General features: G+C 63.3%; 14 protein-coding genes and 1 riboswitch. Of the genes, 7 read left to right on the top strand and 7 right to left on the bottom strand.

All coding sequences use genetic code 11. The features are described 5' to 3' along the window. Positions 1 to 36: 36 nt before the first annotated feature. Both U5A57_RS04310 and U5A57_RS04305 read left to right on the top strand, forming a co-directional pair. Positions 37 to 1,491, top strand: a complete 1,455-nt coding sequence (locus tag U5A57_RS04310; RefSeq protein WP_321908499.1) for an ATP-binding protein — start codon at positions 37 to 39, stop codon at positions 1,489 to 1,491. Further along, on the top strand, positions 1,484 to 2,203 hold the full coding sequence (locus U5A57_RS04305) for a response regulator (protein ID WP_321908497.1): 720 nt from the start codon (positions 1,484 to 1,486) through the stop codon (positions 2,201 to 2,203). Before U5A57_RS04310 ends, U5A57_RS04305 begins: the two co-directional genes overlap by 8 nt. 82 nt (positions 2,204 to 2,285) lie before the next feature. Here the strand turns inward: U5A57_RS04305 and pstS are convergent, their stop codons facing one another. After that, on the bottom strand, positions 2,286 to 3,311 hold the full coding sequence (gene pstS / locus U5A57_RS04300; RefSeq protein ID WP_321908493.1) for a phosphate ABC transporter substrate-binding protein PstS: 1,026 nt from the start codon (positions 3,309 to 3,311) through the stop codon (positions 2,286 to 2,288). A gap of 232 nt (positions 3,312 to 3,543) precedes the next feature. Between pstS and U5A57_RS04295 the strand changes: the two genes are divergently transcribed. After that, complete coding sequence (locus U5A57_RS04295) at positions 3,544 to 3,999, top strand: hypothetical protein (protein ID WP_321908491.1); 456 nt, start codon at positions 3,544 to 3,546, stop codon at positions 3,997 to 3,999. A gap of 105 nt (positions 4,000 to 4,104) precedes the next feature. Here the strand turns inward: U5A57_RS04295 and U5A57_RS04290 are convergent, their stop codons facing one another. Next, positions 4,105 to 4,473 carry an NUDIX hydrolase gene (locus U5A57_RS04290; RefSeq protein ID WP_321908483.1) on the bottom strand — a complete coding sequence of 123 codons (369 nt, stop codon included), beginning with the start codon at positions 4,471 to 4,473 and terminating at the stop codon, positions 4,105 to 4,107. A gap of 234 nt (positions 4,474 to 4,707) precedes the next feature. On the opposite strand from U5A57_RS04290, the gene U5A57_RS04285 reads away from it, so the two are divergent. Next, positions 4,708 to 5,619, top strand: a complete 912-nt coding sequence (locus U5A57_RS04285) for a CHAD domain-containing protein (protein ID WP_321908481.1) — start codon at positions 4,708 to 4,710, stop codon at positions 5,617 to 5,619. Between the two features lie 16 nt (positions 5,620 to 5,635). Here the strand turns inward: U5A57_RS04285 and U5A57_RS04280 are convergent, their stop codons facing one another. From U5A57_RS04280 to U5A57_RS04270, 3 genes are all read right to left on the bottom strand, one after another. Next, positions 5,636 to 6,028 carry a hypothetical protein gene (locus tag U5A57_RS04280; protein ID WP_321908479.1) on the bottom strand — a complete coding sequence of 131 codons (393 nt, stop codon included), beginning with the start codon at positions 6,026 to 6,028 and terminating at the stop codon, positions 5,636 to 5,638. A gap of 158 nt (positions 6,029 to 6,186) precedes the next feature. Beyond that, the gene (locus tag U5A57_RS04275) at positions 6,187 to 7,671 is read right to left on the bottom strand and encodes a YncE family protein (RefSeq protein WP_415774578.1); all 1,485 of its coding nucleotides are present in this window, start codon (positions 7,669 to 7,671) and stop codon (positions 6,187 to 6,189) included. Positions 7,672 to 7,718: 47 nt separating this feature from the next. Continuing rightward, on the bottom strand, positions 7,719 to 8,114 hold the full coding sequence (locus U5A57_RS04270; protein WP_321908477.1) for a DUF305 domain-containing protein: 396 nt from the start codon (positions 8,112 to 8,114) through the stop codon (positions 7,719 to 7,721). A 317-nt stretch (positions 8,115 to 8,431) separates the two neighbouring features. On the opposite strand from U5A57_RS04270, the gene U5A57_RS04265 reads away from it, so the two are divergent. From U5A57_RS04265 to U5A57_RS04255, 3 genes are all read left to right on the top strand, one after another. Continuing rightward, the gene (locus tag U5A57_RS04265; RefSeq protein ID WP_321908475.1) at positions 8,432 to 10,015 is read left to right on the top strand and encodes an MFS transporter; all 1,584 of its coding nucleotides are present in this window, start codon (positions 8,432 to 8,434) and stop codon (positions 10,013 to 10,015) included. 159 nt (positions 10,016 to 10,174) lie between these two features. Then, positions 10,175 to 12,136, top strand: coding sequence for an acid phosphatase (locus U5A57_RS04260; RefSeq protein ID WP_321908473.1), 1,962 nt, complete (start codon positions 10,175 to 10,177; stop codon positions 12,134 to 12,136). Between the two features lie 244 nt (positions 12,137 to 12,380). Further along, positions 12,381 to 12,563, top strand: a riboswitch (cobalamin riboswitch). 100 nt (positions 12,564 to 12,663) lie between these two features. After that, positions 12,664 to 14,595 carry a TonB-dependent receptor domain-containing protein gene (locus U5A57_RS04255; protein ID WP_321908471.1) on the top strand — a complete coding sequence of 644 codons (1,932 nt, stop codon included), beginning with the start codon at positions 12,664 to 12,666 and terminating at the stop codon, positions 14,593 to 14,595. On the opposite strand, the gene U5A57_RS04250 is transcribed toward U5A57_RS04255, so the two are convergent. Continuing rightward, positions 14,583 to 15,911 carry a hypothetical protein gene (locus tag U5A57_RS04250; protein WP_321908469.1) on the bottom strand — a complete coding sequence of 443 codons (1,329 nt, stop codon included), beginning with the start codon at positions 15,909 to 15,911 and terminating at the stop codon, positions 14,583 to 14,585. The two genes, U5A57_RS04255 and U5A57_RS04250, sit on opposite strands and share 13 nt — an antisense overlap. Beyond that, positions 15,908 to 17,614, bottom strand: coding sequence for a hypothetical protein (locus tag U5A57_RS04245; protein WP_321908468.1), 1,707 nt, complete (start codon positions 17,612 to 17,614; stop codon positions 15,908 to 15,910). Before U5A57_RS04245 ends, U5A57_RS04250 begins: the two co-directional genes overlap by 4 nt. Between the last annotated feature and the right edge of the window lie 136 nt (positions 17,615 to 17,750).

Here is a 17,750-nt window from a genome sequence, read left to right as displayed (position 1 = left end):
GCGCACTCACGTTTATTGCCTTCTGCTGAATCCGTCATGAAAGTCAGCGTCACCTCCAAACTCTTCCTCGCGATTCTTTCGGCTTGCGTGCTCGCCGCCGTGGCCATGGGCATCGCGGTCCGGACGAGTTTCGAATATGGCTTCGTGGATTTTCTGCAGGAGCAAGGCGCGAACGATCTGGCGGCGCTCGAACAGGAGCTGGAAGCCTCGTATGCGCAGCACGGCAATTGGGATTTCGTTCGCGCTCGCACGCGAGGCCGGCCCCCATTCGATGGCGGCCCGCCGCCGGGCGAGCCGCCGCGCGACGCCCGTCCGCCCGATGCGCCGGGCGGCTTCCACGACGAAGGCGGTAAGGATGGCCCCTTCACCCCAGGCTTTGCCGAGCACTCGCGGACGTTTCGACCGCCCTACATGCTCTACGACGCGGACATGAAGGTCGTCGCGAGCGAGGGGCCACCCCCGCCGCCCGAGGCCGTCCGCCATCCGCTGCGCGTCAGGGGTCAAACGGTGGGCTGGATCGCGGTGGCGGGACCCACGTCGCTCATCAATCAGGCGGAACAGCGCTTCAAGGACCGCCAGACGCAGGCGACGTGGATCATCGTAGGCTTTACCACCTTGCTCTGCGCTGCCGTGTCGATCATCCTCGCGCGCACGCTGCTCACGCCGATCAAGCGGATCGTCACCGCCACGCATCGCCTCGCGGGCGGTGACTACGCCACGCGCGTGCCAGCCACGGGCCGCGACGAACTGCAAATGCTCGCGAGCGATTTCAACCGGCTCGCGGCGTCGCTCGAAAAAGCCGAAAGCGACCGGCGCGACTTTATCGCCGATATTTCGCACGAGTTGCGCACACCGCTTTCGGTGCTGCGCGGCGAACTCGAAGCGATCGAAGACGGCGTGCGCCGGCCCGACGCCGCGACCATCGCTTCTCTGCAGTCCGAAGTAGCGATGCTCAGCCAGTTGATCGACGATCTCTACGAACTCTCGCTAGCGGACATCGGCCAGCTCTCGTTCGAGAAAGTGCCGCTCGATCTCGTACCGATCGTGGAAGCCGCATGCGACGTCTTTCGCGAGCGGCTCGCAGCGAAGCGAATCACGCTGGACTTCGATTGCGACGATGCTCGCGCGACGCTCTCGGGCGATCCCTATCGCCTCACGCAGCTGTGGAAAAACCTGCTGGAAAACGCGCTGCGCTACACCAATGAGGGCGGCCGCGTGCGGATCTCGGTCACGTCGAACGACAACCATATTTATGTCGATGTCCAGGACTCGTTCCCGCCGGTTCCCGCGCCGCTGCTGCCCCATCTGTTCGACCGGTTCTTCCGCGTCGATCCATCGCGCAGCCGGCAAAGTGGCGGCGCGGGTCTCGGACTCGCATTGTGCAAGCACATCGTGGAGCAACACGGCGGCACCATCGAGGCATCACGCTCCCCGCTTGGCGGGCTGCGCATCCTCGTTCAACTTCCTCGCCTGAACACGCATCATGATTGATCCGACCATGCGGCCATCCATCCTCGTCGTCGAAGACGAGCCGAAGCTCGCAGCCCTGCTCGCCGACTACCTCGCGAAGGAGGATTTCGCCACGACGATCATTGCGGACGGCCGGGAGGTCGTGCCCTACGTGCGCGAGCATCAACCGTCGATGGTGCTGCTCGACCTGATGCTGCCCGGACGCAGCGGCCTCGACGTGTGCCGCGAACTGCGCACGTTCTCCGCCGTTCCCGTGATGATCATCACGGCGCGCGTGGACGAAATCGACCGTTTGCTCGGGCTCGAACTCGGTGCCGACGACTACGTGTGCAAGCCGTTCAGCCCGCGGGAAGTGGTGGCGCGCGTCAAGGCGATCCTGCGGCGCGCCGAGTTGCTGGCGCGAGCGCACCAGGAAGCGGAAGGCACTGTGCCGTCGCCGTTTTCGATCGACGTCGCGCAACACGCCGCGCGCCTGGACGGCCGGGATCTGCACCTCACGCCCATCGAATTTCGTCTGCTTGCGCTACTGCATTCCGGCCCTGGCCGCATTTACGCACGGGACTTTCTGCTGCGCGCGCTCTACGACGATCACCGTGTGGTCGCCGACCGCACGATCGATTCGCACGTCAAGAACCTGCGGCGCAAGATCCAGTCGATCCGGCCCGACCAGGACATGATTCGATCGATCTACGGTGTGGGTTATCGTCTGGAGATCGCGCCTGCGGGCGACTGACGTTGGGTAACTGCGTAAGATTAAAAACGTGGCTGAATGCAGGCGCGCGTGCGCCATACGCGCGCCTGCATTGCATTTCGCGTTATGGCGCGATCGGCTTGCCGCTCGCGTCCTTGACCTTGTCCTTCCACTGCGACTTGATTTCGGCGACGACCGAATCCGGCAGCGAAATGTAGTCGAGGCTATCGGCTGCCGAAGCACCGTTCTTGAAAGCCCAGTCGAAGAACTTGAGCGTTTCCTTGCCCTGGTCCGGCTTGTCCTGTGCCGTGTGCAGCAGCACGAAGGTCGCGCCGACAACCGGCCATGCGTCCTTGCCCGGCTCGTTCGTGAGGATCTGGTAGAACGACTTCTTCCAGTCCGCGCCGGCGGCGGCGGCCTTGAACGTTTCGGTGCCCGGCTGAACGACCGCGCCCGCTTCGTTCTTCATCGCGGCATAAACCATGTGGTTTTGCTTGGCGTACGCCCACTCGACGTAGCCGATCGCGCCCGGCAGGCGCTGCACGAAGGCGGCGACGCCGTCGTTGCCCTTGCCGCCCGTGCCCGTCGGCCAGTTCACGGTCGTGCCTTCGCCGACCTTGCTCTTCCACTCGGGGTTGACCTTCGAGAGGTAGTTCGTCCAGATGAAGCTGGTGCCCGAACCGTCGGCGCGGCGGACCACGGCGATGTCGAGGTCAGGCAGCTTGACCTTCGGGTTCAGCGCGGCGATAGCCGGATCGTTCCACTTCTTGATCTTGCCGAGGTAGATGTCGCCGAGCACCGGGCCCGACAGCGTGATTTCGCCGGCCTTCACGCCTGGCACGTTGATCGCCGGCACGACGCCGCCGACCACCGTCGGGAACTGGAACAATCCGTCCTTGGCCAGCTGATCGTCCTTCAGCGGCGCGTCGGAGCCCGCGAAGTCGACGGTCTTGGCCTGAATCTGCTTGATGCCGCCCGACGAACCAATGCCCTGGTAATTCACCTTGCCGCCACCCGACTTCTGATAGGCGTCGGCCCATTTCGTGTAGATCGGCGCCGCGAAGGTACTGCCCGCGCCGGTAATATCCGCGGCATGGGCCACGCTCGCGCCCAGCGCGAGAACGACAATCGCATACAGACTGAGTTTCATCCCGGACTCCTTAAAATCGTTATCGATGCGCTGGACCTTACGATCGCAATGTGACGATTGGGTGACACTGGAGTCGATCGCAGTAGCGGACTTATGGATGGCGACGCGACCATTCAGAGGACGTGTTAGCGAGGGCTCCCGGAAGACGTTCGCGTGCGCGTTACGGCATGAGTGGAATGCCGGAATAAACCGTATATACTGTTTATACAGTTTTCAGACCGGAGAGACCGACATGACTACAGCGACCACGCGCAAGCCCACAAAAAAGGCGTTCCACTTCCCGAAATCACCCGCGACCGGGGAGGAACAGAACGGCGCGGCCATGCTGGTTGAGGCAGCACAAACGAGCAAGCCCAGCCGCAAAAAATCCGCATCCAAAGCGGCGACACCCGCGAGCGCCCCAGCAGAGGCAGCGGCTCCTGCAGCTGCCGAAAAGGTCAAGACCAAGCGCGTGAAGAAAGAAAAAGTCGTGCGCGACAGTTTCACCATGCCCAAGGCGGACTATCAGCGCATCGCCCTCCTCAAGCGCAAGTGCCTCGACGCCGGGGTTGCGGTGAAAAAGAGCGAGATACTGCGCGCGGGCCTGCAATTGCTGGAATCGGCCCCACAGAAGCGACTACTGGCCGCCATCGCCGCGCTTGAAACCGTGAAGACAGGCCGTCCGGCCAAAGGCGACGACAACGCTTGATACGCGCGAAGCGTGGGTGAGGGGCGCGGGCCGCGCCGATGGAAGACAGATGCACTTGAATTGAGCGCTGTGAGCGCTCAATTCCTCGCGGCGAAAGCTGTGGCGTTACTTCCTGCGCCGCTGGTTGACGAGCCGCAGAATATCGCTCGTTGGCCCACTCGTTGCGAGGCGCGGGATGTCGTCGAGATGGACCCAGCGGCATCTGGCGATCTCGCTGCTCGGCCGCGCCTTGGCCTGCCTGGGAATTTCGCAGGAGAACACGTGATGGTGTTTCTGCTTGCCGCGAATGTCGAACAGATACCTGGCTGCCTTACCGGAGAGCCGGGTCTCCTCCCTGAGTTCTCGTAGCGCGGTTTCCATCAGATGTTCGCCGCGCTTCAATATGCCGCCCGGTAGTGCCCACTTCGACTGACTGCGTGCTACCAGGAGAATTCGCTTACCTCTGCGACAAATCACGGTGGCCCGTTTCTTCAACTCGAACTCCCACTTCGTTCCTGGGGGGCGCCTCACGAAACATCAGCATTGCATCGGCTGACTTAGCTAAGCATCGTAATACAGAAAGTCAGAAGTTCAACCTGCTGAAAGCACGATGGCCGTCACCTTGCCAGATTTTAATTATTTCATCAAACCGTCATAAAGATCCGTTTGCCGACAGCCCTTGTGGTATGGTTTTGGCCACACATATTTTTTGTCAGACTCGAGGCTGCAATGGATATGGACAGTGACTGGCCGTTACCACGGCCGCGCACTCTCTTCAGAATCGATCGGCGGCGCTCCGCTGCATCACTCACCAGCAAGACCTCTATCGCCAGCACCTTTTCGTCATTGGCCATGCCAGTGGTCAACGAGGCGGTGCAACGAGCGAAAGCCCTGGCGACAGAAGCCGACCCCGAAGCATTTCATCAGCTTCGGGTCGCGTTCAGAAAACTTCGTGCCTTGTATTGGGCATACTCCCCGTGGCTTGGCGAGGAAGCCACCGCGCAAGCGAGCGACGAATTCAAGCGGCTCGCTGCGGTGGCAGGCGGAACGCGCGACTGGGACATCGCAGGCGAGCTCCTGAGAACCGCGCAGAAGTCGGACGCCTCCATCGAGCTGCTCGTGAGCGCCGCGCGTGAAAAGCGCTCACAGGCGGTGGCGCATAGCCAGGCGATGATCAACAGCGACGCTGTCGAGGCATTTCTGAACGACGCGCTGCTTCGCGCGCAAACCACGCTGCAGTCGTGTTGCAGTGATCTTCCGATACGCGCGTTCGCAAAAAAGCGAGTCCGGATGGCGCAGCGCACGCTTCGAAAGCGCAGCCGGCGCGCCGTGCAAAGCGAGGCTGGCCACGAGGAGAGTCTCCATGACGTGCGCAAGGCCGGTAAAAAGCTGCGCTATCTGCTCGAATTTTTTCAGCCGGTAATCAAGGGCGAGCACCAACGCACCCTTAAGGAACTGACGTCCGTGCAAAAGATGTTGGGCGAATTCAACGACATTGCCGCAAGCGAGACCTTGATCCGCAACACGACATTCGACGAGGTTCCAGCCGACGTCGTCGAGAAATCACTGCAATGGCTGGAAAGGATCAAGTGCCAACGAATCGAAGTGGCGGCGCAAAGCGTAAAGGCCATATCCGGCTGAGCCAGTGCCACCGCCATTACTGGCAGGTCACGACGCTCACAGGCAAGTTCTCGCTCGCCGTGCCGAGTCTCTCGCGCGATGCCGTGGTGATCGAACCGCCCGGCGGCAGGCATGCCGATTGCCCCATCCCGCCACCTTCCATTTGCGGCGCGCCGTTATTGAACGACTGCCATGTGATGACGACCGACGCGCCGCAATTGTTGATCAGGTCGGTGTAGTCGAGTCCCAGCTTGGCGTTTTTCCCGCGATATTCCCGGTCGATGCAGTCTGTCGAAAGCTCGCTCGGCTCGAAGCGCGGCGAAGCCGGCGGCGCCGCGCGGTCGCCGGCGGCACTCGCTGCGCCGTGCGCGAGAAGCATCAGGAGAAGGACGGCAAGTTGGCTGTGCGCCAGTTTGCGGGAAGCTGTCATTTCTTCACCTCGTTTTTTTGGGTGTCGATCACCGTCAGTTAGCTTCCCGCAGAACCAGGCGTCAAGGGCCAGGAGGCGCCTTACGTGGGCAAACAGACAGTGTTCGCCACCTTTTTAGTAAGGAATTCGAAATGACTGGCGCGATACCCACGTAACACTCACAAGGCCTGCACCTGCACTGCGGGTCCGGGAGCGCCGCCCACATTGGGCGCAATCACAAGGTATCGGCGGTGATCGGCAACGCCCGCTGTGCCCGGCGTACCGGGCGTAACGACTTGCCGAATCTGGCCCAGCGTGTTGACGATGGCCGAGCCGGCCGGATTGGTCTTGAAGCTCGCGAGCACGTCAATGCTGCCACTGCCGTCGGCGTGGTCGGAGAGACCGAGGAAATACGGCTGCCCTGCCTGCAGCCCGGTGACCGCCGCCTGCAGCACCTGCAGCAAGCCCTGATCGAACAACGCCACCGAAGTGGGCGCACCGCCCTGTCCGGCGGGCGCGCCACCCACCGGAATCAGCGACACGTGCGTCGCCTCGCCCGCCGCGCCAAGCGGCTGTGTGTTGGCCGTGCCATCGCCCTGCGGCACGGCGTCGGGCACATACGCCACGGCTTGTGGCGCCTGGCCGACCGGCACCGTGGCGATGACCTTGTTGGTCAGCGTGTCGATTGCCGTCATCGCATCGCCGTTTTCGAGGCCCACGTAGACACGCGTGCCATCGCCGGACGGCCAGATGCCATGCGGCAGGCTGCCAACGGCGATGGTCGCCACCTGCGAAAAGTCGTCGGTACGGAACACCTTGATCTGGTTCAGGCCGCCCACCGTGACGTACGCAAACATGCCGTGAGCGTTCTGCACGATGTTCACATGATTGGTGATCGGTCCCGTGTCGAGCGTTTTCAGCGGCGCAAACGGCGGGCGCGCGTCGAACACCTGGGTCTTGCCCACATCCTTGAGCGTGAACCAGACCTGCCTGCCATCCGGTGTAGCCGCGATGTTCGGGCAGAACGGGCTCGCCTGCGTGACCTTCGCCACGATCTGGTGATCGGCAACCGAAACGACATCGGTCTCCGGGTTGAACGACGAACAGATATACCCGTACTTTCCGTCCGGCGAGAAGATCTGCATGCCCGGCCCGGCTGGCACGACGATGCGCGTCTTCTCTTCGAAGGTCTTGCCATCGAGCACATCGACGTAATTCTCGCCGCGCACGGTCACCCACACCTCATTGCCGTCTGGCGTGAAAAAAGCCTCGTGCGGCGAACGGCCCACATAGGTCACGTGCCTGACCGAATTGGTTTGCGTATCGATGAACGTCACCGAATTCGAGCCGATGGAAACAATGGCGAGTGTGCGGTGATCGGGAGAAAAGCCCATACCGTGCACGAGCAACTGACCGTGATACAGCGGGCTGAAGTTGGCCGGAGTCGGCTCCCCGAGCCGAATGACACCGATCAGACGATTGGCGGCGGGATCGATGACCGATACGGTGTTCGAAAACTGATCAGACGAATAGACGCGGTCCCGATGGCTGACTGGAATATCGGCAGCTGCGAGCGATCCGGGCACCTGCCCCGCTTCGGCGAGCGTTGATGCAACAAGCGATGCGGCGACCATGCCCGCGCCAACAACGAGGTTGTACTTCATGGTGATGTATTTCATGGCGTTGTCTCCTGCGTCGTGACGCGCGTGGGTCAGTGGGACATCGGAGCGGACGCAGCGATCGAGTCATGCACCGCGAGGCGCATGGCGACGATCTCCTGCTGTTGCTCGACCACGATCTCCTGAGCGATCCTGCGCAGCTGTTCGTTGTGTCCGTGCCGCAGTTCCGCCATGGCCATGTCGATCGCGCCCTGGTGGTGTGGAATCATCGTTGCGACGAAATCGCGGTCGATATCGCCTGTGGGCTTCGCCGCCATCCCGGCCATCATCTTCGTCATGGCCGCGTCGTTCTCTGATAAAAACAGGCCTTCTTCGCGGTTGCGGGAAGGTCCCGCGTCACTCGAGGGCGCCGCGCATAGACCGGCCAGGGAAAGCACGGCCGCACCGCACACCGTTGCTCGTAAAACGAGTCGAATTGCAGCGTTCATGACGTCCCCTCCGTATCGGTCGAATCGTATTCGACGTGAAGGCAAACAGCGCACTAGCCGATTTACTCCATGCGGACCAAATTTGCACTGCAGATTGTCGCGCCGCGAAACGTTGTCAAACGCTTTGCGGCTTCCAGGCCCTGGCCGGCCGAGTGGAATAACCGCCGCCAAACGCGTGTTCGTACCGTCAAGTTCGCGTAGGCGGGCGTACCATCAATGCACATCGAATGAAGGTCGCACGCGCAGGCCCGACTCACTCGCTTTTTGCCGGGCACCGCACAGCAGATTGGCCGCTTCAGAGCGGCGAGGAGCATTCCATGGCCGCAGGCATCGGGCTTCAAGATCAAGGACGGCAACTGCTGCCGTTTCGCGAGTCGGTGTTGGCGATGCTCGGCGTCGCGTCGGTGTCGATGCTGATCGCGCTCGACCAGACCATTGTCGGCACCGCGTTGCCGCGCATCGTTGCGGAACTCAAGGGCTTCGAACTCTATGCATGGGTCGCGACGGCCTACATGCTTGCCTCCGTCATCACCATTCCGATCTTCGGGCGTCTGGGCGATCTGTTCGGCCGCAAGCCCTTCATGCTCGCCGCCATTCTTCTTTTCACCGTCGCGTCGGTGCTCTGCGGCATGGCGACCAACATGCTGTTTCTCGTGCTCGCGCGCGGCCTGCAAGGTATTGGCGGCGGCATCATGATGGGGACAGTCTTTGCGACCGTCGCCGACCTGTTCCCCGATCCGAGGCTACGCCTGCGCTGGCTGGTATTCGTCACGTCCGCGTTTGGCATTGCGAACATGGTCGGACCCACGCTCGGGGGCATGCTGACCCAGCACGGAAGCTGGCGGCTCGTGTTCTTCGTCAACGTGCCGGTGGGTCTGCTGGCGCTGTTCTTCGTGCATGCTTTCCTGCCGCATCTGCACCATGCGCGCGAAGGGGCGAGGCTGCGCCTCGACTGGCTCGGCGCTTGCGTCGTCGCTGTTACATTTGGCGCGCTGCAACTCGTGATCGAGCTCTGGCCGAAACAAGGATGGACGACGACGACGATCGTGCTCGCAGTGATCGTGCTGGTCTTTTCGCTAACGCTTTTCTTCTGGGAAAAGCGCATGGGCTACCCGATCATCCCCGTGGACATGCTGCTCGATCGCAAGCTCGGTCCGCTCTTTGCGATGTCGGTGCTTGGCGGGTTCGCGTTGTTCTCGCTCGTTTTCTACGTGCCGCTGCTGTTCCAGGGCGGCTACGCGATGTCACCGCGCGCCTCGGGCATGCTGATCACGCCGCTCCTGCTCGGCACGACAGTGGGCAGTTTCGTGAACAACCGCGTGGTCACGCGTATCCGGCGCGCCAACGCGATCCTCTACATCGGCTTCGCACTGTCCGCCTTCGCGAGCCTCGCGGTGGTCGTGCTGCGAGGCAACGAGCCGCATCTCGTGTGGATGGCGTGCATGGGCGCGAGCGGCCTCGGCCTGGGCCTCGTGGGTACGAGCCTCACGGTCTGCTCGCAGCAAATCGTGTCGCGCGACCATCTCGGCGCCGCCACGGCGATGCTGCAATCGCTGCGCACTTTCGGCGGCATGCTGGGCACGGCGATGACCGGCGCACTGCTCGGGCACCTCTACACCATGGGCGTGAATCGCTCGCTGGACTCGTACCAGGCAACGCAGTGGTTCAAGTCGTTTGCGAGTCCCGAACTGCTCGTGGACCGCGCCGACCAGGCCGCGCTGATCAGTCGCCTCGTGAGCGCCGGGCACGCCGGCGACGCGATGATGAGCTCGGCGCGCAGCGCGCTCGTGGATTCGATCCACATGGGCCTCGTTGTTGCCGCCATCGCCGCGCTCGCCGGCCTGTGTCTCGCGTGGTTCGTGCCGCCGGTACAGGTGGGGTATCTCGAGGCGCGGCCGTAAATGAACCCCGAACATTATTTCACCCGCATTTCATTTCAATTACCGTTTAACATAGACGTAATAATTTGGTAATTAGGGAGTAATCGAGGGTAAGCATAATTCGCCGCCGTCAGTCTGCCATCACCACACAGCATCAACCACGACGACGGAGCCCTCAGCATGTCCGCATCACACCACCGAATTGCGCTGCCACTCTACCTGGCAGTGCTTACCAGCATTGCTGCACTAACCGCCTGCGGCGGCGGCAATAGCGACCCCGCCAGCACCGCCGTCATCCCCGCGCCGCCCGCCGACCCCGGCTTCGTGGACAACGCACCGATTCCCGACGTGCCCGCCTTCGTCGACAACATCGCGACCAACCAGCGCGGCGACGCGCGCTACGCCACGCTCGCGACCAACGCGGGCGTGCGCGTGGTGGCGCGCTTTCTCGATCTGTGGCAGCCGCTCACGCTGCTCGTGGACGCAGGCGTTTCCGCCCCCGCCAACGGCACGTTCCCCGCAGTCGTGCAGTCCACATGGACGGGCGTGCCCACCGACGGCACGCCCAACGGCACGATTCTCAACAGCACCGTGTTGAACGCGAACATCCAGTACGTTGTGAGCGCAACGACACAGCGCACCCAGGCGCAAGCGGACGCCGCCTACTACGACGACCGCCGCGGCAAGGGCTACAGCGTGACCGACGGCATGGGCCCGCTCACCGCCGCCTGGCGCGCGGCCGCGCAGCAAACCACGAGCATCACGTCGATTCCCGCTGACGCAACCACCACGCTCTACAACGACTCGGGCAACAACACGGGCGTGGGCAGCACGAGCAACGCGACGTTCGGCAAGGTGGTGGACCTGCTCAACACCATGGGCAACAACGCCTCGACCGAACCCGCCAAGCGCTTCTACAAATACGCGCGGCCATTCCGCTGGAGCACGAGCGTCGTGGTCGACCCCACGCTCGTGCCGGCGATCAGCACGACGCCTTCGACCGACGGCGGCTTCATCAGCGGCCATGAAGCCGAAGCCATGCGCGACGCGATGACGATGGCCTACCTCGTGCCCGAGCGTTACCAGGAAATGGCGAGCCGCGGCCTCGAACTCGGCGAGAACCGCATTCTTGCGGGCATGCATTCGCCGCTCGACGTGATCGGCGGACGCATGTTCGCGCTGGCCGCCACGGCCGCGAATCTCTACGACCCCGCGAACGCCACGCTCAAGAACACGGCCTACGCGCAAGCGCACAGCGCGCTCGAACAGGCAACCGGCACGAGCACCACGACCTTCTCGACCTTCGCGCATTCGGGCACGAGCGCGACTGACCGCTTCGCCGACTATGCGACCAACAAGACGGAATTCGCGCGCCGCATGACGTTCGGCTTCAGCCAGATCGAATCGACCGAAGCGCCGCCTGTCGTACCCAAGGGCGCCGAGGTGCTGCTCGAAACGCGCTTCCCGTATCTGAGCGCCAACCAGCGCCGCGTCGTGCTGAAGACGACCGAAGTCGTCTCGGGCTATCCGGTCATGGACGACTCCGAAGGCTGGGGCCGTCTGAACATGTTTAGTGCTGCCGATGGTTATGGCGCATTCAACGGCAACGTGATCGTCGCAATGGACGCAAGCCAGGGCGGCTTCAACGCCGCCGACACCTGGCGCAACGACATTGCCGGCTCGGGCAAGCTCACGCTGCAGGGCAGCGGCACGCTCACGCTCGCGGGCAACAACAGTTACACGGGCGGCTCGCAGGTGAGCGGCGGCGTGCTCGCGGCCGCGTCGGCCACGGCGTTCGGCAACGGCGATGTGTACGTGGGCTCCGGCGGCAGCGTGACCGTCGCGGCGGCCGCGCCGTTGACGGTAGCGGGCAAGTACACGCAGCTCGACAGCACGACGCTCGAACTCGACATCGACGGCAACGGCGGCGGACGCCTGCGCGTGGGCGGCCAGCTCACGGTGGCGGGCGGCACGCTGCACGTGAAGTTCGTGAACGGCTATGCGCCGAAGGCAGGCGACACGATCGACCTGATCGACGGCAGCGGCGCGTCGGTCAAGTTCGCGACCGTCACTGTGGATGGCTTCAAGGCCACGCCCGTTTATTCTTCGACCGGCGTGGCGGTGAAGCTCTCGGCTTCGTGATGTAGCCACACTGGAAAGCGGCCCCGGATCACAATGGTTCGGGGCCGTGCTTTATGCACTGAACACCGGGGCTTGCGCAAGCGCCTCTCTCGCCCCTCCGTCAACGGCACGAGATCGCGTGCCGTGAGACACCCGCATAACAGCGCACGTCCATCGGTCAACGCGTGGCGCCAGGGGGCAGACCAAACCGGGTGTTTTCGCCACACCGCACCCGGCAAAGGTTGACGCGCGCAATGCGCGGCCATTACCCTTGCGCGCTGATGGTTCCCGGCGACGGGATCAAAAGGGAACGCAGTGCAAGACTGCGGCTGCCCCCGCAACTGTCAGCGGCGAGTCCATGCCAGAGCGGGCCACTGGGAAACCGGGAAGGCCGGCAACGGACGTCGACCCGCGAGCCAGGAGACCTGCCATCAGCCGAGTCCAGCAGCCGCAGCGGGCGGGGATCCCCAATGCGCAAGCACCGCCCGTGCGGCGGCCGCCCGTTGCAAGGACAGCCCTGAACAAGCGCTGTTTCCAGCCACCGCATCATGAAGTTTCGCCAGTTCGTTTTGACTTCCGCCGCGCTCGCCTGTGCGTGGCAAACCGCGCATGCCGCCGACGCATCGCCCGCCCAGGCCCAGCAGCAAACCACCGACGACACCACGCTGCCCAATATCCTCGTCGTGGGCGACACGCAGCATCTGCCGCAATCGTTCGACCAGCGCTACGCGACCACCCAGGTGCTCACGCGCGCCGACCTCGACCGCGTCTCCCCCATCGACCCCGGTATCGCGCAGGCGCTCGCCACGCTGCCCGGCGTCACCGTCTCGCAGACCGGCGGGCCTGGGTCGTACACGGGCGTGAGCATCCGCGGGTCGTCGGCGGACCAGGTGGCTGTGTTCATCGACGGCATACGCGTGGGCTCCGTCACCACCGGCACGGCCGAATGGGGCGATCTTGCGACGGACTCGTTCGACCGCGTGGAGGTGATCTCGGGCCCCGCGGCCGCCTCGTTCGGCGCGGACGCCGTGGGCGGCGTCGTGCAGCTCTTCACGCGCCATGCGTCGAACCAGCCGAACCAGACCACCGTGTCGTTCGGCGGCGGCTCGAACAAGACCTTCGACACGCAGGTGCGCACCTCGGGCACGATCGGCTCGACCGGGCCGCTTGCCGCGTTGAGCGGACTCACGTATTCGCTGGGTCTGCACGACTACAACACGGCCGGCATCGACGCGACGCAGCCCTGGGCCTACGGCCACGAAGCCGGCCGCAACCCTTACCACGCGCAGAACCTGGACGCGCGCCTTGGCTACGCGCACGACAACTGGTCGATCTCGACCTTCGCGCTTTATCACCGCTCCGATCTCTCCTACGACAACGCGGGTGGCAACGACCGCCAGCGCGACAACCAGCTCACGACCGGCCTCGCGTTCCACCTCGACATCACGCCGACCACGCAGTTCGATCAGTCGGTGGGGTACGCCACCGACCGTCAGTTCCTCTATTCGAACGACCCGACGATCCCGACCGACGAGATCGATTCGACGCGCTTTGCCACCTCCACGTCGCTCACGCATCAGGAAAGGGGCCACACGCTCTTCGGCATGCCGCTCGACGGCGAGACCAAGCTCGCCTACGACTACACGCGCGAACTGGCGTTTCTGCCTGTGGATGTGCCGGGCGGCCTGCCCGCACGCAACGATTCCGCCGTGTCGATGCATCAGTCCACGACGCTCGGGCCCGTCACGCTGTTCCTCGCGGGGCGGCACGAGATCGTGCAGGGGGAGTCGGTCAATACGGGCAACGTCGCGCTCTCGTGGGCGATCACGCCGGTCTACACGGCGCGCGTTTCGTATGGCAATGCGTTCCGTCTGCCCACGTTCAACGACCTGTACTATCCAGGCTACTCGAACCCCAACCTGCTGCCCGAGCGCAGCGACTCGGTCGAGGCGGCGCTCGATGCGACCACGTCGATCGGCACGTTCACGGCCGCGGTGTATGACACGCGCGTACACGACCTCATCACGTACAACTCGCAGACCTTCCTGCCTGTGAACGTGGGCCGCGCGCACATTCAGGGTCTCGACCTCTCGTACAAGGGCGCGCTCGGCAAGTCCACGCCGGTGAGCCTCACGGTGGGGATTCTGAATCCGCAGGACGTGACCGACCAGACCTGGCTCAATCGCCGCCCGCGCCAGACGGTGAGCCTGAGCGTGGATCACACGTGGGACGAGTTCCAGCTCCACGCGCTCAGCACCGGCGTTTCGCTGCTGTATAACGGCTCGACGTTCGACGACCAGCTCAACACGATCTACCTGCCTTCGTGGACGACGGTGAGCCTGCGCGCGTCGTACAAGGTCAATGCGCATCTCGCGCTTTCGGCCACGCTCGCGAACGTGTTCAACCGGCAATATGTGACCGCGTACGGGTACAACACGCTCGGGCGCACGGCGTTTGGGAAGGTCACTTATACGTTTTGAGGATCGGAGCCAGCGGCTGGACGGCGGTTCTCCGCCTGGCACCGGCTCCAGATATTCCTGAAGACCGCTTCGTGGTAATTGGCGTCCTTGCTCAACAGGTTGGTCGCCTTGCTCAGCCCGCCACCTGCCGTCAGGTGTTCGATGTACAGCAAGCGCCGGATCTCACGCATATAGCTCGCAGGCAGCGGCATTTCGCCCTGCCGGCGGCCCTGGCGGCTCCGGTCTTCGTTCGCCATCGGCGTTTCGACCGTATAGAGCCCGCGCTCGTGATTGATGAAGCACGCAGGCATGAGCGGATCTTCCATCACGCACACGTATTGGCGTTCGAGCACTGGCGCAGGAACCAGATTCTGCAGCCACTCCAGCGCGTGCTGCCATATCTTCCACGCGCTCTCTTTTGTCGGCGTAGCGTTGTGTTGCGCATGGACGAAGCGCAGGCATTCGACAACGATGTCCTCCTTTACGCAATACAGAATCTGGAACCCGGCCCGCAAATAAAGCACCAGTTGCAGAAGCTCATAGCATCGGCCCAGGATATGCGCCCCGTTGGGCGTGCACCCCTCGCGAGGCTCACCGCGCAGCAATTCGGGAAACAATAGAAGCGGCAACCCGGAAAACACGATCAGCGCGGGGTTGCGCGCCGACTGCACTACGCCGCCCGCCCCCGCGGCAACCTTGGCCGCAGCCGCGTTTTCGGCAGGCGTTTGCGCGGCGCCGGTTGGCCGCACGGCGCGAGCGGCACTGCTTTCCTCGCGCTTCATTCGTTCGTTGTGCTTGCGAGCGTCGCGTACGATATCGCCAATCGCCTTGCCAATACAGGCCCCATTCGGCAAACCGCCGCCCTCTTCGTCGGCCCAGCGGCGCACCCGCTCCCATGGAATGCTGAACGGAATCCCCACGAAATGCAGGCCGAGCCAGCTCGTCGTCAGCAAGTCGACGCGGATCTGCTCCGACTCGCCTATCGAAGTGTCCGGCGATTTTCCGCACCACGTCAGGAGCGCGCTCTTGCTGTCGGGCTCGTGCGGCGAGGCCATCAGCAATTCAACCGACTGCAGGAACACTTCGGCCAGCGTCTGAAGCGGCAGGTCGGACGGCTGCGCCGCCTCGCGCTTTGCTGCGCTCTCTTCATGGTCTTCCCCGGCCAGTTCGCGCGCCACGCGCTGCGCGACCAGTTCCGGGTCGTGCAACGTCCACTTGCCGTCGGGCTGGCGGGTCACCAGCTTCGCGTAGACGCGCTCGGCAAGGTCGTCGATGTGCCTTGCCATCACTGAAAGCTGCGAAACCGGTACCGGTTCGGGCCTTGCGGCGTCGTTCATTGCAGCTCCCGGTAAATGAGGCTGGCGGTAAGCGTGCCCTTGTCGTCGGCGAGACCGACAAGAAACTTCTCGATCAGCCCGCGAAACACGGTCTTCGCATCCGTTTCGCTCCACTTCTCGACAAAGCCGTCCTGGAACTGCAGCCAGTCGCCGAAACCGATATCGAGCAGGATCTGGTCGACGATGCCAGGCAGCAAGGGAAGATCCATCTGGTACAAGCGCCTGATCATCAATACCTGGGAGAACACAGCGCAAATATAGTCGCACGCACTGGCCGCGCGCGAAGCCGAGCGCATGATGTCCTCCACGGCCCAGCTCACGAGATTCATCCCCGTGCGCTCGCCCTCGCGCGTGATGTCGAGCGTGAGATCGCGAAGATAGACCTGACCCGGCGGCTTTCCGAGCAATTGATAAACGGTGCCGTCGACAACATGCATCCAGTTCGACGAATCGCCAACCCTCACGTCGTAATTCGCACGCACCCCGTGTTCCGCCTGAAGGTCGCGCGCCGCCTGCTCCAGCACCACCGTATGCCACACGAGTCCGATAAAACGGAGAAAGTCCGTTGCACGGTCCCTATCCGGCTCGCTGGCATCGCTCCATGGCTTCACGAGCCTGAGCGGCATGTCGGTGATGATCAGCACCCTGTCGCGGCGCCCCCGCATCAACGCGGAGTACAAGGTTTCGCGGGGCGGGTTCTTGTCGAAGTAGAGCGGCCACTTCTGCTTGCGCGGGGCATCCAGCCATTCCCCGTCGATATCGAGCAAGCGGTAGACGGCATAGATTCCCGCCCCGTAGCCCTTCGGCGTCGTTGCACGGCGCGGGTCCACCGGAACACCATAGGCCTTGTAGAGCTGCCTCTGACTATAAGGTGTACCCAGTGAATTTCTGATGCTGCCAACCTGCCGGTTCAGTTCCGCGATGACGTCGCCGACTTCCGTCGCGCGTCGCTTCAGATCGGTCTGCAACGCGCCTAAACCACTCGTATGTTTCTTGATCTCCTCGGCCTGCTGGCTCATTTCCCACAGTATCGAGCGCGCCGTCGCGTGCTGCTGTTGCAGCGCCACGAAATGCTCGGCCGCAACGTAGATGGCGAGGACCGCCATCAGGAAAACGGCCGCATCGTCGTGACTGCGGCGGATCATTGCCGCGAAGAAGATCAGTGTCGGCACGGCAAAACGAACGTGGGGATTGCCTGCCCAGCGGCGCAATCTCGAGGTCCAGGCCGTTGCAGCCTCGCCATGTCCCTCTTTCTTGCCCGCGCTCTCGAGCCCGTGCATCAGAAAGGCGAGGAACGTGAGCGCCAATACGAATACCCCCTGGAAGCTCGTTTCCTCCTGTTCGTCAGTCAGCAGATCGCTCATCACCTTCCTGACGGTGTCAAGCGGCCGCTCGGACTGGCTGGCGGACGCGGCCTTGGGGGGATGGAGCGAGGATGGCGCAGTCTGGCCTGGCGCGCCCGCGTGCACTCCCGCAGACGCCGCAACGTGTGGCGCTGCGTTGAAGGACGGCCAGAAGAACAGGTAAAGGACGGCAGCGATAACGCACGCGCAATAAAGCACCCACGTCAAAAAGCGTCGCCAGCCTAAGCCGTTGGCATTTTCCTCGCCAACGCGGTCGATACCATTGCGCAACGGCTGGTCGTTCCCGGTTTGAATGACAGCACCGTTGCCGGGCGTATTGTTTCCACCTTCCTCGGCCATGGCGCTTCCCCAAGGGCTGCTCCGGATATCGCGACGCAATCCGCCGAATGAGCATAGGCGACAGTACGGTGACATTCAAGGCAGCGCGTCAGGGTCGGCGCTGCACCCATCGATATGGATCGCTAACTATTGATGA

The organism is Paraburkholderia sp. J11-2, assembly GCF_905220185.1.
In the GTDB taxonomy this organism is placed as follows: Bacteria; Pseudomonadota; Gammaproteobacteria; order Burkholderiales; family Burkholderiaceae; genus Paraburkholderia.
The sequence above is the reverse complement of the archived record's forward strand: the minus strand, read 5'-3'. Positions and strand labels throughout refer to the sequence as shown.